The organism is Amphibacillus sp. Q70, assembly GCF_052055485.1.
Classification (GTDB): domain Bacteria; phylum Bacillota; class Bacilli; order Bacillales; family Amphibacillaceae; genus Amphibacillus.
On the sequence record NZ_CP197171.1, the window covers coordinates 1,989,903 to 2,014,037 of the forward strand.

19 protein-coding genes are annotated in these 24,135 nt (G+C 35.9%); 15 read left to right on the forward strand and 4 right to left on the reverse strand.

Annotated elements, in window-relative coordinates; translation table 11 throughout:
• Positions 1-81 precede the first annotated feature (81 nt).
• The 11 genes from ACS127_RS08770 (at position 82) to ACS127_RS08820 (ending at position 13,456) form a co-directional block, all read left to right on the forward strand.
• Entirely contained in the window at positions 82-2,046 is a 1,965-nt protein-coding gene (locus ACS127_RS08770) for a right-handed parallel beta-helix repeat-containing protein (protein WP_440898038.1), read from the forward strand.
• Between the two features lie 287 nt (positions 2,047-2,333).
• Positions 2,334-3,500, forward strand: a complete 1,167-nt coding sequence (locus ACS127_RS08775) for a nucleotide sugar dehydrogenase (RefSeq protein ID WP_440898039.1) — start codon at positions 2,334-2,336, stop codon at positions 3,498-3,500.
• A gap of 814 nt (positions 3,501-4,314) precedes the next feature.
• Entirely contained in the window at positions 4,315-4,644 is a 330-nt protein-coding gene (locus tag ACS127_RS08780; RefSeq protein WP_440898040.1) for a PadR family transcriptional regulator, read from the forward strand.
• Positions 4,641-5,096 (forward strand): hypothetical protein, encoded by a 456-nt coding sequence (locus ACS127_RS08785; protein ID WP_440898041.1) that lies wholly within the window; start codon positions 4,641-4,643, stop codon positions 5,094-5,096. The genes ACS127_RS08780 and ACS127_RS08785 overlap by 4 nt, the downstream gene beginning before the upstream one ends.
• Before the next feature lie 36 nt (positions 5,097-5,132).
• A complete protein-coding gene (locus tag ACS127_RS08790) occupies positions 5,133-5,315 on the forward strand; it encodes a hypothetical protein (protein ID WP_440898042.1) in 183 nt (60 codons plus the stop codon).
• A 544-nt stretch (positions 5,316-5,859) separates the two neighbouring features.
• Positions 5,860-6,624 (forward strand): MurR/RpiR family transcriptional regulator, encoded by a 765-nt coding sequence (locus ACS127_RS08795; protein ID WP_440898043.1) that lies wholly within the window; start codon positions 5,860-5,862, stop codon positions 6,622-6,624.
• Positions 6,625-7,183: 559 nt separating this feature from the next.
• Entirely contained in the window at positions 7,184-8,188 is a 1,005-nt protein-coding gene (locus tag ACS127_RS08800) for a LacI family DNA-binding transcriptional regulator (RefSeq protein WP_440898044.1), read from the forward strand.
• 278 nt (positions 8,189-8,466) lie between these two features.
• Complete coding sequence (locus tag ACS127_RS08805) at positions 8,467-10,074, forward strand: alpha-glucoside-specific PTS transporter subunit IIBC (protein ID WP_440898045.1); 1,608 nt, start codon at positions 8,467-8,469, stop codon at positions 10,072-10,074.
• A 97-nt stretch (positions 10,075-10,171) separates the two neighbouring features.
• The gene (locus ACS127_RS08810) at positions 10,172-10,897 is read left to right on the forward strand and encodes a metallophosphoesterase family protein (RefSeq protein ID WP_440894671.1); all 726 of its coding nucleotides are present in this window, start codon (positions 10,172-10,174) and stop codon (positions 10,895-10,897) included.
• Between the two features lie 658 nt (positions 10,898-11,555).
• Positions 11,556-11,747, forward strand: coding sequence for a hypothetical protein (locus ACS127_RS08815; RefSeq protein ID WP_440894672.1), 192 nt, complete (start codon positions 11,556-11,558; stop codon positions 11,745-11,747).
• Between the two features lie 251 nt (positions 11,748-11,998).
• A complete protein-coding gene (locus ACS127_RS08820; RefSeq protein WP_440894673.1) occupies positions 11,999-13,456 on the forward strand; it encodes a glycoside hydrolase family 32 protein in 1,458 nt (485 codons plus the stop codon).
• A gap of 137 nt (positions 13,457-13,593) precedes the next feature.
• Here the strand turns inward: ACS127_RS08820 and ACS127_RS08825 are convergent, their stop codons facing one another.
• Positions 13,594-13,758, reverse strand: a complete 165-nt coding sequence (locus tag ACS127_RS08825; protein ID WP_440894674.1) for a hypothetical protein — start codon at positions 13,756-13,758, stop codon at positions 13,594-13,596.
• A gap of 391 nt (positions 13,759-14,149) precedes the next feature.
• Between ACS127_RS08825 and ACS127_RS08830 the strand changes: the two genes are divergently transcribed.
• From ACS127_RS08830 to ACS127_RS08840, 3 genes are all read left to right on the forward strand, one after another.
• Positions 14,150-15,502 (forward strand): PTS transporter subunit EIIC, encoded by a 1,353-nt coding sequence (locus tag ACS127_RS08830; protein WP_440894675.1) that lies wholly within the window; start codon positions 14,150-14,152, stop codon positions 15,500-15,502.
• Between the two features lie 32 nt (positions 15,503-15,534).
• Positions 15,535-17,313 carry a sulfatase gene (locus ACS127_RS08835; protein ID WP_440894676.1) on the forward strand — a complete coding sequence of 593 codons (1,779 nt, stop codon included), beginning with the start codon at positions 15,535-15,537 and terminating at the stop codon, positions 17,311-17,313.
• 71 nt (positions 17,314-17,384) lie between these two features.
• Complete coding sequence (locus ACS127_RS08840; protein ID WP_440894677.1) at positions 17,385-18,515, forward strand: anaerobic sulfatase maturase; 1,131 nt, start codon at positions 17,385-17,387, stop codon at positions 18,513-18,515.
• Positions 18,516-18,882: 367 nt separating this feature from the next.
• On the opposite strand, the gene ACS127_RS08845 is transcribed toward ACS127_RS08840, so the two are convergent.
• Entirely contained in the window at positions 18,883-19,122 is a 240-nt protein-coding gene (locus ACS127_RS08845; RefSeq protein ID WP_440894678.1) for a hypothetical protein, read from the reverse strand.
• A 582-nt stretch (positions 19,123-19,704) separates the two neighbouring features.
• On the opposite strand from ACS127_RS08845, the gene ACS127_RS08850 reads away from it, so the two are divergent.
• Positions 19,705-19,869 carry a YjcZ family sporulation protein gene (locus tag ACS127_RS08850; RefSeq protein WP_440898114.1) on the forward strand — a complete coding sequence of 55 codons (165 nt, stop codon included), beginning with the start codon at positions 19,705-19,707 and terminating at the stop codon, positions 19,867-19,869.
• 752 nt (positions 19,870-20,621) lie between these two features.
• Here ACS127_RS08850 and ACS127_RS08855 read toward each other — a convergent pair.
• Complete coding sequence (locus ACS127_RS08855; protein WP_440894679.1) at positions 20,622-22,403, reverse strand: ABC transporter ATP-binding protein; 1,782 nt, start codon at positions 22,401-22,403, stop codon at positions 20,622-20,624.
• Positions 22,396-24,126 carry an ABC transporter ATP-binding protein gene (locus tag ACS127_RS08860; RefSeq protein WP_440894680.1) on the reverse strand — a complete coding sequence of 577 codons (1,731 nt, stop codon included), beginning with the start codon at positions 24,124-24,126 and terminating at the stop codon, positions 22,396-22,398. Before ACS127_RS08860 ends, ACS127_RS08855 begins: the two co-directional genes overlap by 8 nt.
• Positions 24,127-24,135: the final 9 nt, after the last annotated feature.

Here is a 24,135-nt window from a genome sequence, read left to right on the forward strand (position 1 = left end):
CAATTCCCTCCTTTTAAACACGAATATTGTCCTAAATTATACAACATTTTGAATAGAAGTGTCTAACTGATTCTAACTATAATGAAAGTAATCAAGGATACAAAAGTGAAAGGAAGGGAAAATGAGATGGAATATCATGTAGCAAAAAATGGTTCAGATCGTGCCCAAGGAACAAAAGAGGATCCGTTTTTAACAATAAACAAAGCAGCTTCAGTTGCCAAACCAGGAGATACTGTAACCGTTCACGAAGGTGTTTATCGTGAATGGGTCAAACCACGCGTTAAAGGGTTAAGTGATAACCGAAGAATTATCTATCAAGTTGCAGAAGGTGAAAACGCTGCTATTAAAGGATCTGAAGTAATTGAAAATTGGGAATCTATTGAAGGAAATATTTGGCGAGCAGTTATCTCTAATGATCTATTTGGCGATTATAATCCTTATCAAGAGGAGATTTTTGGTGATTGGCTTGTCACTGTTGAACAAACGAAGCATTTAGGTGATGTTTATTTAAATGGTATGTCTTTCTATGAAGTCAGTGATTTTGAACAATTGAAAGCACCTGAAATTAAAACAGAAACGTATGATCACTGGACAAGACAAGTCGTCCCAGTTCACAATCCAGAACAGACTAAATATGTTTGGTATGCAGAAGTTGATCATGATCAAACAACGATTTATGCCAATTTCCAAGGGGCAAATCCAAATGAGGAATTGGTAGAAGTCAATGTCCGAAGATCATGTTTTTATCCTGAAGAAATCGGGATCGATTATATAACAGTAAGAGGATTTGAAATGGCTCATGCCGCTTCTCCATGGTCACCTCCAACTGCTGACCAGCCAGGTTTAATTGGACCCAATTGGAGTAAAGGCTGGATTATTGAAAGTAATATCATTCATGATGCCAAATGTAGTGCAATTAGTATCGGCAAGGAAAAGTCAACGGGTCATCATTATCGTTCGGTTCGTAAAGACAAACCGGGCTATCAGTATCAATTGGAATCCGTTTTCGCCGCTGAACGACAAGGTTGGAGCAAGGAAACAATTGGTTCCCATATTATTCGTCATAATACGATTTATGACTGTGGTCAAAATGGGATTGTTGGACATTTAGGCTGTGTCTTTAGTGAAATTTATGATAACCATATTTATAACATTGCTTTAAAACGTGAATTTTATGGTCATGAAATTGCCGGAATCAAACTCCATGCGGCGATTGATGTTCAAATTCGACACAACCGGATTCATAATTGTTCACTAGGACTTTGGCTAGATTGGCAGACGCAAGGAACTCGTATTAACCGAAATATTTTTTATCGCAATAATCGAGATTTATTTGTTGAAGTGAGTCATGGACCATACCTTGTAGATAATAATATTCTGGCTTCTCCATACGCACTTGATAATGTTGCGCAGGGAGGGGCTTACATTAATAATTTATTTGCTGGAAAAATGATTCATCGTAAAGAGCTGGATCGCTCAACACAATATCATCTACCCCATAGTACAAAAGTAGCCGGATTTGCTTTTATTTATGGAGGCGATGATCGTTTTTATAACAATCTCTATTTTGGAAAAGAGGGAATGACAGGGGTTGGCACCTCTCACTTTAAGGATTATCCAACGTCATTAGAAAATTATATTGAGGCGGTTCATGAAAAGCATGGTGACCATGAATCTTTTGCCACGGTGGAGCAACCTGTCTATATCAATCGCAACGCATACTTGAATGGTGCCGAAGCATATGAAAGTGAAGAAGATAATTGGATCGATGCTAAATTTGATCCGCAATTTGAAATTGTCGATCAAGGAGATGAGGTGTTCCTATCCTGTGACTTGCCGGCATCATTTGATGATATGTTTGGTCAAGTTCAATCAACAGTGTCTTTAACACGAGTTAGAATTGCTGACGCTGAATTTGAAAATCCAGATGGATCAAACTTAGTTATTGATAAAGATTTACTTGATGAAAAGCGTGCAGAGGAAAGCACAGTCGGACCTATAAGTACTTTGAAAAAAGGTAAAAACTACATTAAGATTTGGGGATAAATAAAAGGCTAGAGTGGTGTGAACTGCTCTAGCCTTTAGTATGTATTAACAGTTAGCAGTATGGATTAATTATTCTATGGTGAGACTGAATTTTAGCAATATTAGTTTAAGCAAAAAGTGTGTTAAAAGATTACTTAATTAAATTGTGAAATAATGAGCATGTGTTATAATTGTGATTGATTGAAAATAATCACAACGGGAGGTTGGTCATTCGAGTAGATTATTAAAGAATAGAAATCTAGTAATCAAGCGAATGAATCAAAAATATTTTTTAAAGAGGTGTAAAAATGAAAATTGCAGTAGCAGGTACAGGGTATGTCGGTTTATCTATTGCTGTTCTTTTAGCACAGAAACATGAGGTATATGCGTTAGATATTGTTAGAGAAAAAGTCGATTTGATTAATCAGAAAACATCACCGATTGCTGATGATGAAATTGAAAAATTTTTAGCAACGAAAGAACTCAACCTTACCGCAACGACAATTCCAACTGAAGCTTATCGAGACGCTGAATATGTCATTATTTCAACACCAACGAACTATGATGAGAAAAAGAATTTTTTTGACACAAGTAGTGTTGAACAAGTGATTGAAGATGTGTTAGATATCAATCCACAGGCAACAATGATGATTAAATCAACCGTTCCAGTTGGCTATACCTTAGGGATTAGAGCAAAATATAAAACAGAAAATATTATTTTTTCACCAGAATTTTTGCGAGAAGGGAAGGCACTATATGATAACCTTTATCCATCCCGTGTTGTAATTGGTGAGGTTTCTGACCGAGCACGAAGATTAGCTAATCTATTAGTCGAGGGTGCAGAGAAAGAGGATATTGATGTTTTATTCACTGACTCAACAGAAGCTGAGGCGATTAAATTATTTGCCAATACATATCTTGCTCTTCGTGTTGCCTTTTTCAATGAGCTGGATACCTATGCAGAGGTTCGGGGACTAAACACCAAACAAATTATCGAAGGAGTGGGGCTTGATCCGCGAATCGGTGGTCATTATAACAATCCTTCCTTTGGTTTTGGGGGCTATTGTTTACCGAAGGATACCAAACAATTATTAGCAAACTATGAGGATATACCAAACAATATTATTCGAGCAATTGTCGATGCGAATCGAACACGAAAAGATCACATTGCAGATTCGATCCTAGCTAAGAAACCAAAAATTGTTGGCATTCATCGCTTAACAATGAAAACAGGTTCAGATAATTTTAGAGCATCTTCAATTCAAGGTGTGATGAAGCGAATTAAAGCACAAGGGATTGAAGTCATTATTTATGAGCCTGTATTGGATGAAGTGACTTTCTATAATTCTCGAGTTGTGAAAGATCTTGATCAATTTAAACAAATGTCAGATGTCATTGTAGCTAATCGATTGACTGATGAGATAAAAGACGTTAAAGCTAAAGTCTATACGAGAGATTTATACCATAGAGATTGACCCAATTCAAATTATTGAGGCAAAGATTGGGACAAAACTAGTCCACATGAATAAAAACGATTGTGTTTATCTATTTTTGATAAACACAATCGTTTTTTTAATATTTTACCTATTAACGGAATTGAGTTTCCTTATTTTTACTTAAATTAACGCAAATCCTAATCTATTATGAACTTTAGGGGCTCCGCGTCTTGACAGTCGAATGAAACTCCAAAATCCAAAAACGGATTCAACATCTATTTTCCGTTTCCTATAGATTTGCTCTATTTTCTCTGAAAATTGCTTATCATTATAGTGGACATTTTCGAGAAGTGTCTACTTGACAAATACACGTGCAAACAGGAGTTAAGCCATTTTGAATAGCATGTAATCATGAAATGTCCTTCCATGTTTATTTCTCAACCCCATTTACTTGATTAGCGCTTACTCGAATGGGTTCAAGTGTTGCAGTCAGAATGACAATAATTTTCGAGTAGTTCAGCTTGTCTAGTCAGATAAAAAAACTGTTATACAATCTATTTTTTATTGGGCAACAGTACCTTTTTTATTTGGCTTCTCGAAATTTATCACAAGGATAATTTGCAGTATTTATTCGAGATTTCTAGGCTCCTTGTTACAAAATATTGGAACCTAGCTTTTAATAAATTCAACTTTTATAGCTAGATTTACAAGTTAAAACTGACTGACATTTGGATTATTGTGTAGAACAATTATGATTCTAAGCGAATAATCAAATGAAAAGTGCAAAACTCATTGACAGCTATTTTTGTATGGTTTACTATTACGTTATACGTTATAACGTTTGGTGTAATAAATGAAAGGAGCTGACAAAAATCCTGTGAGTTCAACTGATCGATTTTCTGAACCAACTTTGTTTATTTTAATTAGTTTAGCTGAAGGAAACAAACATGGTTATGCAATCATGGAGGATATTGAAAATTCCTACGACATTAAAATTGGACCAGGAACGTTATACGGTGCAATTAGTCGAATGGAGAAATTAAAATTAATTGAGGCTATCCCATCAAAAGACAGAAAAAAACCTTATCAAATTACTTCTGAAGGCAGAAAGTATCTACAAGAAAAATTAAAAGAAATTGAAATTGTTACTAAGTTAGGATTTGAGAGGTTAGGTCTAATATGAAGTGGCTAATCTATTTGTATCCTAAAAAATGGAGAGAACGTTATGAAGAAGAATTCTTATATATTTTGGAACAGAGGAATCCTTCCTTGAAAGACGTTATTGATGTATTTATTAATGCCATCGATGTAAGATTTTTAAATTTAGTTGAGGGGATTATTAATATGGATAAGAAAATTCGCAATGTCATGCTTGCTTCTGTGTTAAATCGTTTCTTGATTATAGGTTCAGTAATATTTATAGGTATGTTCGGTGGGTATTGGATTGGAAATAACACGCCCTCAATTTTAGAAATATCACCTAAGTCATTGTTGCTGGTTGGTGTTGGATTGGGAATTTTTATTGGTTATGTTATGGGTGTAGTAAGAGGTATTATGCGAGTCATTAATGTTACTCAAAAAGAGGATGTCTTCCTTCCTACTGGTAAATTAAAGTTCGATAAGTCGAACAGTTAAACGTATCTTCAGTTTTTGTTGAGGTGAGGTAAAATAATGAATGTCAAAGTTTTGCAAGATATAAAAGTAGTATCTGGCTTGATTTCGTCTATAATATTGTCAGGTATCGCGATAGTATTGGCGCTATACAACATTAGTTATTGGGTGTTTTTTGTTGTGGTATCATGGGTGGTTCTATTTTTAAGTGCACATAGAGCAGACAAGATAATGAAAAATTGATAGTGAATAGTCAAATACTATCTTAGCAAGAATGGGCTGTTTAGGCAGCTCATTCTGTACTTATCAGACTGGCTTACAAAAACACCACGTCTTGGAACTGGGACTCAGAATAAGAAAAACACTTATTCTTGCACGATCAAAAAGATAACAGATTTTATTGCCGATAGTATAAGTCAAACGATGGCATTTGCCATAAAGACTTGGCGATAAGCCAAGTTTTTCTAAGCTTGTGATTGCTAAAGTAACGGCAGTCCCAAACAGAGGGAGAAGAGGGAACGTAGACTAAACTGCCACATCTTGGGACTGTGATTACCAATGTTGTCAGGTTAAGCAGAGTAATCGATCAAGAGGGTGGAACAAAAAGATTAATTCATGAACAAACAGAATATGGATATAGAGCCCCTCTCCGCAGATGTGATTCATTGTATTGGAACATGTTGTTTGATAAAGTATTAATAATATTAATATGGGTCTTAGATCATGTGACAATCAAAAGTCAAATGAATGATTAAATTTATTGATTGATAATTGAGGAGAGTTTAAATTGAAACTAGAGCAAATAATTAATGAAAACTACGATAGTTTTAGTGAAGGTGACCAGCTTTTAGCTAAATATATATTGGAACATAAAAATGAAATGCAATGGTTAAGTATAACTCAAGTAGCTGAAAGAAGCTTGAGCTCTAAATCCTCTGTTCTCCGATTTGCCCAAAAGCTTGGTTTCTCGGGTTATACAGAGTTAAAAAACTTTATTAAGTGGGGAAATTTACAAATAACTTCGGAAGGAAAAAGTAATAATTATGCTGAGTTTATTTTAAATCATGTAGAAAAAACGATTAAAAATTTAAATATGAGTGAAATAGAGGAAATTAGTAAAGAAATTGCCCAAAGTCAAAATGTGTATTTAGCAGGGACCAGTTTTTTTCAACAAAATCTAGCTACAGAAATGCAGCGGCTCTTTTTAAAATTAGGGAAGAATATGCACATTATCCCTTTAGACATTCAGACCGACTTATACCAATTAGTTGTTGAACAAATGACCGAAGATGATTTGCTGATCATTTTTTCGAGCTCGGGAAATAATACAGCGATTAAAGAAACATTAAGCATCCCGTTAATTAAGAAGGTGAAAATACTATCATTAACAGCTACACAAAATAATTGGTTAACCAACCATGCTGATTATTCGATTCATGTTTTTTCAGACCGGGAAGAATATTCGAATTATACAGGTTTTTATGCAACAAGCGCATTTTATTGTGTAATAGAGATATTAGCTTATAGTTTTTTCAGTTTGAATTTCTCTTGAAATTCTCTCAGATAAGAGCGCTGAACTTTCTTATTTGGAAAATATATAAGTTTTTTCTAGTTTTATTTACCATGCTATCCTTTGCAAATTTTCTTTAATATGCATTGTAGGATCTATAGGCAGACTAAGAATAATCAGGACTTTGGATTGATCATAAAGTGCCAATTCGTTCAGACATAGTTCTGTTGAAGATCCCCCTTCTTACCATTTCTCTAGGGTCTAACATGAATTTTTTATGTAGACCCAAATATGTTAGTGTGTTTTATCATCACAGATAGGCCACTTTTCCTAAAGGTCCTAATCAATAATGATAAAATTCCCCCTTATGACATAATCTGCACCTTGTAAAATTCCTTCATACGAGCAGAAATATATTGTGCAACAAAAACAAAAAGTGGAACAATTAAACTTGTGAAAGGAACAAACGATTGAAAGCTAACTCATTATCCAAGAAAATAGTGAGGCGAAAATATGTTCAACACATCGCATTCAAATTGATGATGTTGTTGTCAACTGTACAGCCTGCTTTATGTGGGTTAAAATAGAAACATAATAGAAAATGAGAGTAGGAATGCAGATGGTGACGATTAATGACATTGCTAAAAGAGCAGGTGTAGCTAAGAGCACCGTTTCTAGATATTTAAACAATGGTTCTGTGAGTTCCAATACACGAGAAAAAATTGACCGAATTGTAGCAGAAACAGGATATAAACCTAATGTTTTTGCTCGTAGTTTAAAGGCACAAAAAACTAATATGCTTGGGGTCATTATTCCCAGACTCAATTCTCCTTCTACTAGTGAAGTGCTGGTAGGAATTGATCGAACAGCGCGAAAACAAGGTTATCAATTAATTATGACAAATTCTGATCAAGATACGTTGCGTGAAATAGAAAATATCTATACATTGAATAAGCAAAAAGTGGAAGGCATCATGATGTTATCCCGAAAGTTAACGGATGAACATCTACAAGCAATCGAACAAGTTGAAGTTCCTTTTTTACTGCTTGGACAGAAGGCGGAAGGAGTTCATTCCATTATTCATGCCGATTACGATGCTGGTCGGAAGATGGGGGAGTATGCACTTGATCTTGGGCATCGTACTTTTCTATATGTAGGTGTTTCTCTGCAAGATGAAGCAGTTGGTGTTTTACGAAAAAAGGGCTTTATAGATGCCGTACAGTCTAAGGAAGGAGTAATGGTGGAAACAGTGGAAACGAGTTTTTCACGAAAAGATGCCTACCAAAAAGCATTAATTTTTCTGAAAGAATTGTCTGCTTCTTTTGTAGTCTGTGCAACAGACAATCTTGCCGTTGCAGTATTGAAAGCAGCCCATGAGTTAGGTTATACGATACCGAAGGACTTCTCTCTCTCGGGTTTTGGCGGCTATGAGGACACTAGCTACGTGACACCATCGATCACAACTGTTCGCTATCCGTACAGTCTTTTAGGCGAAAAAGCCGTTCTGCATCTAAAAGAGCTGATTGCTGGAAAAGAGACCTCTAATGAAGTGAAACTAGCAAATGAGCTGGTTGAAAACGACTCTACCTTGCCCCTTCGTTTCTGAACACAAGAAAAAAGCATGTTCATTTAGGTGTTCTCTTTACAAAGTTTTAAAGGACAAGAATCCCTTTTTGAAAGTGCTTTTAATTTTTTGCTTGACGTTGGAACCGGTTTTGTTACCGTGTAATAGAACCGGTTCTATACAACTGTAATTGAGATTGTAACCGCTTTTTGTAAAGCCTTTTAATAAGTATGATAATGTGAGGGTTATAAGAAAGTGAACAGTAAAAGAACTTAATGGATAGAATCCATAAAATTATTTGAACAAGGGGAGAAAAGACGATGATGCAAAAAATACAACGATTTGGTGGAGCTATGATTGCTCCAGTTTTACTTTTTGCTTTCAATAGTATTATTTTGGCTTTTGCCATTGTGTTTCAAGACCCAGAAATTGTGGGAGGATTAGCCACTGAAGGGACAACATGGAGTAACATATGGGCGGTTATTGAAGCTGGTGGTTGGACAGTCTTTGATCATATGGAATTATTATTTGTTATAGGTCTACCGATCGGATTGGCCAAAAAAGCTAATGCTAGAGCCTCTTTAGAAGCCTTTATCGTTTATATGACTTGGAATACTTTTATTAACGTGATTTTACAAATTTGGGATTTTGGTGTTGACCTTAATAGTGCCGAAGATGCATTAGGTATAACATCAATTGGAGGCATTCAAACGTTAGATACCAATATAATAGGTGCACTTTTAATTTCTGGAATGGTAATTTGGTTACATAATCGTTTTTATGATACGGCTCTTCCAGAATGGATAGGTATTTTTTCAGGATCTGCATTTGTAGTTATTCTTGGTTTTCTGGTGACATTGCCATTAGCATTTTTAACAGCATGGTTATGGCCAATGGTTCAAGGATATATATTCCAATTACAAGATCTTATAGCTGAGAGTGGGACCTTTGGTGTAGGATCCTTTGTATTCTTAGAGAGAATATTGATTCCAACTGGATTGCATCATTTTATTGCTCAACCGTTTAAATACGGACCGGCAGTTGTTGATGGAGGTTTAACTCAATTTTGGTTTGAAAACTTAGCAGATATTGCAGCTCATGGTGGTTCTTTAAGAGATCTAGTTCCGCAAGCTGGTTTTGGCTTGAATAGTATGCCTAAAGTATTTGCTCCTATTGGGATCGGTGGAGCCTTTATTGCAACAGCTAAGCCAGAACAAAGGAAGCGAACGATGGCTTTAGTTATTCCAACGGCTTTGACTGCGGTTCTAACTGGCATTACAGAACCTTTTGAATTTACTTTCTTGTTCTTAGCGCCACAGTTATTTGTTGTTTATACATTGTTAGCTGCTGCAATGGCAATGGTTGTTTATTCGCTAGGTGTTTCTTTAGTTTTAGGAGGCGGGCTAATTGCCTTCTTCCCAAGGTTTATTATACCTTTATCAACCAACCATATGGATGCTATCATTATTTTCTTTATTGTCGGATTAGCCTTTTCTGCGTTATATTTCTTTATTTTCCGATGGTCAATATTAAAATTTGATATTAAGACTCCAGGTCGTGATGAGACTGGGAAAGTTAAGATGCATACCAAAAAAGATTATAAGAATAAAAAGGCAGCCGATGATGGTATAGAAACAAGCGGAAACTCATCAGTTAGACAAGACAGTAATCCTAATGCTCAAAAAGCCGGATCCTTCTTAGATGGTCTTGGTGGACCAGAGAATGTAACAGATATTAACAATTGTGCGACGCGTCTTCGTGTATCTGTTGCTGATGAAAGTAAAGTATTAGATGATAGTTTCTTTAAAGAGGCAGGAGCGCACGGCATTGTTCGTAATGGTACGGCAATACAAATTATTGTTGGACTAGATGTACCAAAAGTAAAAGACTTCTTTAAAGAGATTGCAGAAGATGAGAAAAATAAATAAGAATTAAAGTTGTTACATGAACATTTAAAACAGCAGGAAGTTATAAGAATGATTAGAGGTGACTCAAGGAACAGAGCGAGTCAAGATGGAGGTTGTTATGAAAATACTTTTGATATCGGATATTCATAGTAATGCTGTATCCTTACGTAAGATATTAGATTATGAAAAGAATATCGACAAAATTATTTGTGCTGGTGATCATGTGGATTATGGCTTGTATCCTAAAGATGTACTGGAAATGATTGAAGCGTATAATGTTACAAGTGTGAGAGGCAATCATGATGATCATATGATCAGAATTTGGAAGCAAATAAGCCAAGGTATTGAACAAAATGAATTTAAGTGGATTCACCATAATGCAGACATATTAGAGCAAAGAGACATAGATTTTTTAGAAAATTTACCTAAAACTATTTCCTTTGACATAGAAAATGTAGGGTATGTCCTTCAGCATCAGTGGAAAGAAAATTCATATGAAACGATCCAGAGTGAATACCACTTCGATCAATTCTGGGCAGAAAAATATACAGGAAATTTACAAGGGGATTTTGAGAAAAGGATTATATTTGGGCATACTCACAGGCAAGGCATACACTATGTAGCAAATGATAAACTTTGGATTAATCCGGGGAGTATTTCATACAGAAGACCTGATGACCCTACTAAAGATGCTCACTATATGATTTTACAAGGGGAAGAAATTCTATTTAAACAATTACCGTATGACAAAACTAAATTGATGAATGAAGTAATGAAATGGGAAGGAAAGATCAAAAAATCAGATATGGATGTTGCGTTATTTTTCTTTTCTGAAAACGAATAGTGAGAGACTAGAAGAAACTTACTGGTTTTAGTAAATATTATTTCAACTTCTCAAAGAATTATTTCTATTTTTGAATGAACATGGAACAAAAGTAATTTAGTGCACAATTTCTTATCACTACATTTGTGTATATGAGTAAAAAGAAAATGCATTCTCTCTTTTAGCTCTTTATAGAGTTAAAAGGGAATGCATTTTTATAGGGTTTTTACTCTCAATAATACTTCTATTTGATGTTGAAATCGTTTCTTTTCACCTTATAATAGAACCGGTTCCTTATAGTGGTTATTTTCCAAACGGTAGAGTTTAATTGATTAATTCAAAGGTTTATTCTATCAGCTATTTTTGTCGGTTGGATTATTTCGCAACTGAAACGTTGGTTTAGAGGATTTATTCCGCAAATGACGAGTGTTATAGTGAGCTTTTTTTATACGTTTAGCTATCGTGTTATTCGTTGTTAATTTTGCTTTACAAGTCGTTGAAAGTGCAGTGAATAATCGCATGATCTATCTTAATTGAAGCTCCTTTAGGCATTGAATACATTATCTTTGGTGGTTTACAATCAGTGATTACCATTACTGAACGGCACCATACTAATCGAATTATTGAGATTAGTTTATTAAATAATCTAGCAATTGTGAGTATGACTGGATAATCTGGAATGGCAAGCGGAGTATCTACCTTGCTAAAAGATAAAGTTAGACGAGCGAATACGGTCAACGTTGCAACGCTTATATTATTTGAAATCACTGAACGTTTACTATTTGGCGTGAATCTGCGAGCGATATATATTTTAGGGTCAGGAGCTGTTGCTTATTCTGGTAATAATTGTTATTTATTAAACAGCTACTGATATGGGGATGAACCTTTAACCTGGGATTGTTATTATATACAAGTAGTTTTTCTAGAATATTGCAATCCATTTTTATCATACTAGTATCATTTGTAATCGAATTTGGTTTAGTACGTATTTAAGCAATATCAATACGAGCAGAATTAAACGCATAAGTACAATAATTAATGTGTTCTGTGTTTTTTGCGATTTGAGAAAGGCAATTAAATGAAAAGTGAAAGAATTTAACTAAACTAGAAAAGGTAGAGAATATGAGTTTGCTAACAAAGGCTTATTGGGAAGGTTTAAAAAATAAACAAAGGAAATTAAAAGAAAAGATACAGAAAGATCATTGGCGCTTACATTATCATCAAATGCCAGCTACAGGATGGTTGAATGATCCAAATGGTGCTTGTCAATTTAAGGGCACCTATCATTTGTACCATCAATATGTACCGGAAAATCCCGAAGGTGGGATACCTCACTGGGCACACAAAACATCTAAAGATATGGTCCATTTTACGGAGGAAGAGATCTTTCTTTCGCCGGAACATAGCTATGAAAAAGACGGCGTATACTCTGGCAGTGCATTTGTAAAAGATGATGAGATTCACTATTTTTATACAGGAAATGTAAAAAATAGTGGAGGTTACGACTATATTTTCAATGGACGGGAACAAAATACTGTACATGCTGTAAGTAAAGATGGTTTTTCATTGGAGCTGCAAGAGGTTGTAATCAAGCATGAGGACTATCCCAAAGAGTATACAGACCATATACGAGATCCTAAAATTTTTGCCAAGAATGGTCTGTACTATATGGTTTTAGGAGCAAGGAGGAAGGATCACTATGGAGAACTGCTTCTTTATCGCTCGAAAGATCTGTATACTTGGGAATTCCATGGTATCTTGTTAGAGAAAAAAGAGGACATGGGATACATGTGGGAATGTCCAGATTTTTTTGACTTGAATGGAAAATCAGTTGTCCTGTTTTCTCCACAAGGATTGAACAAGAAGTTGCACCAATTTCAAAATGTTTATCAGACTGGGTTTTATATTGGAGAAACCGATTGGGACAAAATAGAGTTTCAACCTGAAGCCTCGTTCAAAGAACTGGATTATGGATTTGATTTCTATGCTCCTCAAACATTTGAAGATGAATCTGGCAGACGGATTTTGTGGGGATGGATGGGCCTAGGAGATACGAATGCTGAATATGTCAATCCAACAGTTAATCACGGCTGGCAACATGCACTTACACTTCCACGTGAATTGACAATTGAACAAGGTTGCTTGAAGCAGCGTCCACTTCCAGAATATCAAATGATCAGGAAAGAAGAAAATAGGATTGAAGCGAATATTTCAGGGGAATACCGGAATGTAGAGCTTACATGTGAAGTTTCGGAGCTACTCATTTATTTTGATGAAGTGGAGGATGGATTTGAAATTCACTTAAGGCAAGACACAGTTATTCGGTATGATAAGGGAATTTTATCGATCACACATGGTGTGTCGGGAGCAGGCAGGTCTTTTCGAACGGTGAAAATAGATAAATTGGAGCAACTCCATATTTTCTCAGATACTTCTTCATTAGAAATCTTTATAAACGATGGTGACTATGTTATGAGTTCAAGAGTGTATCCAGATAAAGGCAAAAATCAAGTACGCTTCAGAGGACATGCACAATTGAGAGTGAACAAATGGGAAATAGCAAAAACAGTAATTGATTAGTGACAAAACGAGAGAATTTGCCTGGCAAATAACCTCTCGTTTTTTGTTTCAGATAACTCTATTGTAATGTCGTTTAATATTCAAAATAAGCTGCAATAGCATAAAGTTCATTTGTTTGTTCTAAAAAACGAACCCTTTCAATCTCGTTTTAGAACTGTTTCATCCGGAGCTAAAGTAACACCCGTCTCCTTCAAATGCTTTCTTCCTCCTTCATAAGAATAGGAGTCAATATCTTGAGTCATGTTATTAAAAGCTCTTGGAGTTAAAACAACGAAAATCTCTTTTTTCACTAGCTTTTTCATTCTGTTGCATGTATGAGGAGGTAAATTTCCTTAATAGTTAGTTTGCTGTATCATCACAGGCAGATCATTTTTCCTGAAACCCCACAATCAATGATGATAAAATTTGCCCCTACTACATGATCTGCGCCCTGTAGAACTCCCTCATACTAGTAGAAATATATTGTGAATCAAAAACAAATCATTGTAAATAATAAAAGCAATCAAACTAGACGATGAGATGATGAAATAAGTGAATCGTCTTTTTTTATTATAAATAACAAATAAATCCAAATCGCTCCCGTTTAGTGAATCCATTTCCCAATCTCTTATTTTGATCTTTTAATCAGTACATTCACTAGTTATAATCCTTTTATGGGAGCGTTACCAGTTAAGAATGAAGGGAGTTTGTTGTATGGACAACAAGACATTAGCAACAAAGATAATTGAATATTCAGGTGGAACTGATAATTTTTCAAGTCTGACTAATTGTATGACACGGGTTCGAATCAAGTATAAAGATTTGGATAAAGTGGATCTGGACGCCATTAAAGATCTTCAAGGTGTTCAAGGGATAAATCAGGCTGAATCGACACAAATTATCGTCGGACCTGGCCGGAGTGAGAAGGTCAAAACAGAGCTTGAGAATCAATTGAGTTTAAAGAATGATGACAATGAAGAAGAGGATGAAAAGCAAGGTTTCTTAAAAACATTAGCTAGTATCTTCATACCAGCTTTACCAGCTATTATTGCGTCAGGTATTTCAATGGGGATTAATAATGTTATTATGAATATTGCTGATCTCAGGGTAGCTGAACTGGGAATTGAAGCAACCGAATCCTTATCTGCCCAGCAGGTTGTACTTGACTCATGGAATATGTTAGAGGTTAGTACATTTTTAGGGATTGTTGGTGATGCCACCTTTTCTTTTCTTGCGATTTATATCGGGATAACAGCTGCACGTGTGTTTAAAACAGACATGATTCTAGGCGGTATCCTTGGTGCAGTTACGATTGCAGGAGAATTAAGCCTATTGGGGTTACAAACAGGTCAAGGTGGTTTGTTTGGTGTTATCTTGGGTGTTTATATTTTAGCTAAAGTTCAACAATGGCTAAGAAAAATTATTCCAAATATATTGGATGTTGTCTTAACACCAACACTCACGGTTTTGATAACAGGTGCCCTTTATTTAGCTGTCATTATGCCGATCGCAGGTTTTCTATCAGATGGATTGATGAATGGAATCATCTGGTTATTAGATTTTAGTGGTATTATAGGCGGCTTTGTTCTGTCAGCTTTATTCCCATCATTAATTGCGACAGGTCTACATCATGGCTTAACACCGATTCATATGGAATTTATTAATGCAACGGGAGCAACACCGCTTTTCCCTGTACAAATTATGAGTAATGCAGGGATGGTTGGTGCAGGTATTGCCATTTATCTATTAACAAAAAGTGCAAAAATGAAAGAGAATGCTAAAGGGGCTATTCCGACAACTTTCTTATCCGTCGGTGAGCCAACCATGTATGGTGTGCTGATTCCTTCTGGTTTTGGTTTTATAACAGCTTCACTAGGAGCAGGTTTTGGTGGAATTATGATTCGATTGCTAGATGTACAAGCTTCAGCCATTGGGGCAGCTGGGATGTCTGCTATTCCGTTAATTGCTAATGGGGATTATCTGAAGTATTTACTTTGCTACGCAATTGGCTGTGCAGCAGGTTTTATCATCACTTATCTAGTTGGAAAAGCACGAAAATATAGTTAGATGTATGGCTGATAAGGAGGAGTTAATAAGCTATGCGAGTTATTCAAGTAATGTTTGATACCCTTAAACGAGATTATTTGACACCATATGAAATGAATGATGTCTATACACCTAATTTTGAACGATTGTCCAAGCAAACGGTCCGATTTGATAACTTTTTTGCAGGAAGTTTACCCTGTATGCCAGCAAGACGTGATTTGCATACGGGAAGGTATAATTTCTTACACCGAGGATGGGGACCGATTGAGCCCTTTGATGATTCTATGCCAGAAATTTTAAAAGAAAATGGAATCTATACACATCTTGTCACCGATCATAAGCATTATTGGCGAGATGGGGGTGCGACTTACCATCCACGTTATTCATCTTATGAGCTGATTAGAGGACAAGAAGGAGACAATTGGAAAGGAAGAGTAGATAAGACATATGAAGTCGAGGGACTAGATAATCTTGATCAGGAAGGGAAAAAAAGAAAGACGATCAGTATCTCTCAAGATTTTGTCAATAGAGAATATATGCCTGAAGAAACTGATCACATGATGTATCGAACTTTTGATGCGGGTTTAGAGTTTTTACAAGAAAATGTTGCTGCTGAAAATTGGTTTTTACAAATTGAATCGTTTGATCCCCATGAACCTTTCTTTGTACCTGAAAAATATTTGAACATGTATGGTGTCACAAAAGATGAATTTAATGGCTGGTTGTTATATGGTCATGATGACTTTTCACCTGAAAAAAGTGATTTGATCAAAAAATATTATAAAGCCCTTGTGACCATGTGTGATATTTATTTGGGTAAGATTCTAGACTTTATGGATGAGCATAATATGTGGAAGGATACTATGCTGATTGTTAATACTGATCATGGCTTACTTTTAGGTGAGCATCAATGGTGGGGAAAGAATATCATGCCTATATACAATGAGATTGCCTTGCTGCCTTTCTTTATTTGGTATCCGCAATTAGAAAGACAAGGGGAAGCTGTTGATCAGTTAGCACAAACAATTGATATTCCAGCAACTATTCTAGACTTTTTCAATATTGAGTTACCTAAAGATATGAAAGGGAAGCCGTTAAAACGGGTGATTGAATCTAACGAAGCTAATCATGAAGCCATATTGTTTGGGTATTTTGGAAGTAATCTAAACATGAGTGATGGTGAATATGTCTACATGAGGGCTCCAATAGCGGGACGTGAACACTTATTAAGAGAATATACCTTATCACCGACGCGAATTAATCGACGATTCAGTCCTAATGAATTAAAAGAAACAAAGTTAGCTGAGCCATTTGAGTTTACCAAAGGGATTAAAGTTTTAGAAATTCCTTCTCAAGATATAATGGCGAAACATTACTATCGATTTGGTAATAAGTTGTTCAATTATCAAACCGATCCCAAACAAACAAATCCATTAAAGGATGCTATCAAAGAATTTGAAATGATTACAAAAATGAAGCAATTAATGGAGGAAAATGAAGCGCCAGCCTCGTTGTATGAGTACTTTGGTTTAAATGAGCTAAACAGTATAGCGGATGTTGAAACTGAGCATGAGCAATTAGATAAAGCAAAAGAAGTCGTTTGTAAGGGTATTTCATTTGAAAATCATGCGGTTAAAGAAGGTTATCTAACACTCTACACAGCATTGAAAGATAACGATCAACGAGAAAAATTAAAGAGTGATTTCAAACAGTTAAACGATGATAAACAAATTCAGTCAAAGCAATTGGAATCCTGGGTCAAGGAAAATGTTGCAACTGATCAACAATCGCTTATTTTTTATCGAATGGATTTATCGATGCGTATCGATTAACTAAGGTAATTGAAATGGTTAAGGTGAGCTCCTTTCACCTTAACCATTTTAGTCAAAAGAGGGGGAGAAGGATGCCGTTAATAACGAATAAACTTGCAGGTGTGATGTGGAAAACTGTATCAGAGGCTTGTAATTTAGCATGTGATTATTGCTATTATAGTAGATGTCAGGGTAAACCTGGTAAAATTCAAACGATAGATGAGAGTGTGTTAGAAAAGTTTATTAGTGAATATTTAAAGGTGAATAGAATTTACGCACCTTTTGTTTGGCAAGGTGGTGAGCCATTACTTGCAGGTATACGTTTTTTTGAAAAAGTTATTGAATTACAAGAGGAATATTCAGATGCTCGCACAATCATAGCCAATTCAATTCAAACCAATGGAACCCTAATTAATCGCCGTTGGGCAAAATTTTTTAAAGATCACAATATGTTAATCGGAGTAAGTATTGATGGTCCAGCTCGGATTCATGATAAGCGTCGAGTGACATCGAATGGTAAAGGTAGTTACACAGCAGTGATGAGAGGAATTAACTATCTCGAAGAGGAAGAAGTTGATTTTAATATTTTAACAGTCATTCACGAGGATAATGTTAGGGAAGTGCAGGCATTGTTTGAATTTTATCGTCAAAATCAGTTCTCATATGTCCAGTTTATCCCTTGTATGGATTTTTTGTCACAGGAAGCTGATCAGGCTGGTGAATACTTGATTACACCTAAAGAGTATGGCGATTTTTTATGTGAAGCGTTTGATCAATGGTATAACGACGGCGAACCAGATTTATCGGTTAGATTTTTTGATAACATGCTTTCTGCTTACGTAGGAGGACAAGCAGAGTTGTGCCAAGTGATGGAACAGTGTCCCAAAATGCTTGTTTTAGAACAAAATGGTGATGCCTATCCATGTGATTTTTATATAGATGATCAATATAAATTGGGGAACATAGCTACAGATTCCTTAGATTCCTTGATTGAAAGTGAGAAATGGGATCAGTTTAGCGGTTTGAAGCCTGCTTTACCTGAGCAATGTCAGACATGTGAGTTTCTTAATCTATGTCACGGAGGATGTCCTCGGAATCGACAAGGAGAAGGAGTTGAATTCTTTTGTGAGAGTTATAAACAGGTTTTTCGATATGCAGATCAGAAGATGAAAACGCTGGCTAATCAAATCCGTGAAGGTGAATTTGTCTATAAAATAAGCTAAGTAAGCTTAAATATATACAAAAATTCAACAAAATAGATTGTGGTATATCATTCTTTACTTCTGAAAATAACACTTGACTCATCGTAGGAAAGAGGCTGTAGTAAAAGACAAGATTTACAACTAAAGACAGCTTCTTTAATGTTTACTAAGTTGTTTATCATTGTCTGATTGAGTGGGGCTGAATCAGATGAGAACATTAAAATTTGTACGCAAGTTTTTTGGATCTGTGTCAATTTTAACGATTGCATATGAATGATGAGGATTCATAAACAAGTGATTTGAATCATCAAGCAGTGTGCCCTTCCCTTTTAGAGGATGGTATAAAAAGTTGTTGAGCAACTGCTTTGTTTTATTGTCCAACACCCTTTTAATCTCGATTGCGCCATTCCCTAAATTTTTGTTCCACATCAGTACTTGGAATAAAGAAAGCGTTTTTAAGTTCAGTCACAAAAATAGTCCCTTTATGTTTTTCGGACGTTAGAATATGCTTTGTAGGTATAATGACATAATAAGAACTAATTGGACTATATAATAATGCAACCTCTTCTTTATAGCTTTCATCAAAATAGATGGCAAGTGCAATCAAATTACATTTTTGTCTAATCAACCTATTACACCTCCCGTAAAGATAGATCAATCATATCATATGTTACTAGAATTAGGTATCTTTTTTTGCCCCATCGAAACCCGTTGTTGCCCCGAGTTTTACGGACGGTTATCTGTGATAAAATTATTTCCTAAAATGACGTCGGTGGGATGAGTCATTGCACTTAAGAAGTTTACATCACAGGAGTAAGAGACTTTTTAGATAATGTTCCTATAGGATAAATATCTAGATCATTATCTTTTTTTGTTTGATTAACGAACCAACTATGCTTAACTTCTGTTCGTACTCTTTCAAGACTAATTCAAGATCAAAGGTGTACGATTAGCTCCTAATCGTGTGCCTCTAAGGATCATTCAAAATCAACTCTGAATGGTTAGCCTCTTTTATTTCAAACATTTTTTGCTTACCTAATAATGGGTTCGTTCACTCCATCATAGTATGCACAGGATAAAATGCCTTTTGAAAAAAAGTAAGCTTTCTGATCATGGAGTGCTTTTTTAAAATAGAAAACATGGGCAATATCCCTTCCACGATCGAGCGAGGGACATATACTATTGGTGAAATGACTAAAAGGAGGTTTTAATCTTGACTAATACAGGTGTTTCTGGATGTGACACACCGGCTCCTGCACCAGCTCCCGCACCAGGAGGGTTTGGCGCTGGTTTTGCCCTATTGATTGTCTTGTTCATTTTGTTAATCATCATCGGTGCTTCATTTGGTGGCTACGGTGGAGACTGCTTCTATTAAATGTATTTGCTTTAAATCTATTTAATCAATGGTAAAAGTGGTAGAAAAAAGACACCTCTTAAGGCTTGCAAGCTTAAGAGGTGTTATTTCTGTTTGCAAAAATTCAATAAAAGAGGGGTGGGGCTGTTGCAAAATGAAAAATAAATAGTGCAACAGCCCTTTTTATCATGCTATATGTATTTTCAGATTTGAAACTATCCTTAATTTCAAATGAAACCTCAAGCCAAAATGTCGAATAGGGCGCCTCTATCCATCAGTTCAAATGAAATCTCAAGCCAAAATGCCGAATAGGGCGCCTCTATCCTTCATTTCAAATGAAATCTCAAGTCAAAATGTCGAATAGAGAGCGTCTATCTCGCATTTCAAATGAAATCTCAAGTCAAAATGTCGAATACAACCCTTCTATCCATCATTTCAAATGAAACCTCAAGCCAAAATGCCGAATAGAACGTCTTTAACTGGTGTTTTATTCCCATTTCTAATACTCACAAAAAGAGCTGTTGCATAATTAGCTGGCTAATTATGCAACAGCCCCAGTCATTTTTGTTCCTTACTATACGAGAAATCAACTGTTTCAGCGTGTGGTAAGCCTAATCTCGTCAATAAATGTTTTTGTTTTTGGAAGCAGTATGCTGTCTTTATTGTCACCAGTAAGCCGTGTTACATTGCTATTATTTTTTAAATAAAAAATATCTTCCTCCTTTTTTAATTATGTTGTTCTTCAACATTAAATATAGAGAATCTTATCAATGTTAGCTTGCGTTATCTTCAAAATGACCATTATAAAGCTGATAATAAAATCCTTCTTCTGCTAATAAAGATTGATGTGTGCCGTTTTCAATGATTTGTCCATCCTTCATGACAAAAATCCGATCAGCTTGTTGAATCGTATTGAGGCGGTGGGCAATTACGATATTCGTTCGCCCTTTCATTAATGTATTTAAAGCATCTTGGATTTTAAGCTCTGTTACGGTATCAATGCTGCTTGTTGCCTCATCTAAAATTAATATATTCGGATCAGCAAGCAATGCTCTAGCAATTGATATCAATTGTTTTTGTCCTTGACTAATGCCACCCCCTTCTTGGGCTAATTTTGTTTCATACCCATTAGGTAATTTGGTGATAAAGCTATCTGCATTTGCTAATTTGGCAGCATCAACAATGGCTTCATCTGTCGCCTTTAGATCACCATAGCGAATATTATCTTTAATCGTTCCATAGAAGAGGAATGGGTCCTGTAAAACAAAACTAATTTGTTTTCGCAATGTTTCTCGGGTCGTGTTCGCGATATCATAATCATCAATTTTTATTGTGCCTTGGTCTGGATCATAAAAGCGACAAAGTAAGTTAATAATAGTTGTTTTTCCAGCACCTGTAGGTCCAACTAGAGCAATTGTTTCACCAGGATTTGCATGGAAAGAAAGGTCGACAATCGTTCCTTCGTCATCATCATAGGAAAAGGAAACACGATCAAAGTGGATTTCCCCATTCACTTCTGACCATTGATCACCATCAGTTATTTCTTCTTCATCAGATTTATCTAATATTTCAAAGACACGTTCTGCCCCAGCAATGGCTGCGAGTAGCTTGTTAAATTGATTGGCAAGATTGTTAAGGGGGCGTGTGAACTGTCGTGAATATTGAGTAAAAGTGACGATCACTCCAACTGTGACCATATGATTTAATGCTAAGCCACCACCTACAAAGGCAATCAAGGCAAAGCTAATATTATTCAGACCATTCATCAATTTAGGAATAAAGCCAGAATAGGCTTGAGCATAATAACCCGAGCTTTTGAGTTGAGCATTTTTTCCTTCAAAAGTGTCAATCGTTTGTTCCTCCTGAGAGAAAATCTTAACGACACTTTGTCCAGCAATCATTTCTTCGATATAACCATTCAACTCGCCTAAATCCTCTTGTTGTTTGCGGAAATACATACGTGTGCGTTTGGTAATCCATTTCATACCAAAATATAAAAGCGGTACAATTGTCAAGGTAACGACTGTTAAGATAGGACTCAGATAAAGCATGAATACCAATGTACCGACAAGTGATAGCAAACTTGAAAAAAGTTGGATCACGGAATCATTCAATGTTTGACTCACGGTTTCCAAATCATTGGTTAATCGACTCATCAGGTCCCCCTGTTGTGTTTGATCGAAAAAGCGAATCGGTAATCGATGAAGCTTACTAAACAATTCCTCTCGCATCCGATAAATGCCTTTTTGTGCAACACCGACCATTAAAAATTGTTGGAACCAGGTCGCAAATGCAGTACCGGCATAAACAAAAGCAAGTAATATCAATAGTTGAATCAGTCCAACTGGATCTGTTTCGATCAGGAAATGATCAACAGCATACCCAAGTAAATAAGGAGCTACTAATCTAAGAATTGTACTAGCAGTAACAAAGAAAAGCACGAGGGCAATAATGCCTTTGGCTGAGGAAAGATAGCTCCAGATTCGTTTGATTGTTAACCAAGGTCTTTCAGGTTCAGCTCGTTCTGTTTGGTGGATTCGTTGTCCTCTAGCCATTTGCATTCACCCCTTCGGTATACTGTGATTGATATATTTGCTGGTAAAGGGAGCTTGTTTCTAATAATGAATGATGATCACCATAGGCGGCCATTTTGCCATTTTCTAATAAGAGAATATGATCAGCACCAAGTAAGGTTGATATTTTTTGTGTAATGATAAAGGTTGTACAAGATAATTGCTTAATTGCTGCCAAAATCTCTGCTTCTGTTTGAAGATCAAGTGCACTCGTACTGTCGTCAAGCAAGAGAATTTCTGGCTTGCGTATTAACGCACGTGCAATTGAAAGGCGTTGTTTTTGACCGCCTGAAAAATTGACACCACGTTGCCCGATTATTGTTTGATATTGGTCTGGCTGTTTCATAATAGTTTCATGGATTTGAGCAGCTTTAGCTGCTTCAATAATTTGATGGGCTGTTGCCTCTGGATGACCCCAACGGATATTTTCCATAATCGTACCAGAAAAAAGCCGTGATTCCTGAGGAACATAGCCTATTTTCTCACGGAGTGCTTTTAATTTTAATGATTGTAGCGGCTGGCCATTGAATAAAACTTGTCCTATTGTTGGATCATATAATCTAGGAATCAATTGAAACAATGTTGTTTTTCCTGAGCCGGTTGCACCAATGACTGCAACTGTTTCTCCTTGTTTAATCTGTAAATTAATCTGATCTAAAACGATTGTTTTTTTATTTGGATAAGAAAAGGACACATTTTCAAACACAAGCTGATGTTGATTTGGCGCTGTGTGACTGATTGCTTGGTCACCATCAACGAGATCGATTTCTTCAGTTAATATGTCATTAATTCTGTCCTTTGATGCTTGCGCCCTTGAAAAGGCAAGGAGAATAAAAGTCATCATCGAAATAGATTGCATTGTTCGGGTCGCATAGTTAATAATCGCAACGACTTCACCGACACTGTTTGCTTGATTAGCAACTTGAATATGACCAAACCAGAGGATGATCAGAATGCTTAAATTCATAACGACCATTATAATTGGACCGCTGATTTGCATGAAACGTAGAGTATAGATTGTTAAATCTCTTAAAGATAGACTTGCTTCAGCAAAATTCTTTTCTTCATGATCACTGCGTAAAAAAGCTTTTATTAGGCGCATAGCCGTCAGATTCTCTCGCATGACATTATTCACATTGTCTAATCGATGCTGGACGCGTCGAAATAAAACAATCCCTTTTCTAGTTAGCCATATAACGAAAAGGACAAGAATTGGCATTGTTAATAGTAGGATAAGTGACAATTTCCAATCAACAATGATTGCTAAAGTAGTGCTTCCAACAATGAGAAGGGGTGCACGACTGCCAATACGCAGAGACATATGCACGATAGATTGAAGCTGTGTCACATCATTGGTTAATCTTGTAATTAACGATGAAGTCGGGAAACGATTGAAATTTTTAAAAGAAAAGGTTTGTACCTTTGAGAAGGTAGCCTGTCGCAAATCATAGCCAAAGCTTTGACTGACATGGGAGCTAAAGAATGAATTAATAATTCCAGCAAGAAAACTAATCCCAGCGAGAATAATTAAAATAATCCCCCATAGTGAAATCTCTTGAAAATTCTGTACTCGAATCCCATCATCGATAATTCGCGCGATAATTAATGGAGATGCAAGTTCAACAGTTAATTCAATAAGCATAAGTGTGAATGCGATAATGATCGGTAATTTATAAGCGGTTAAAAATGAAAAAGCTTTTTGCATAATTTTAAA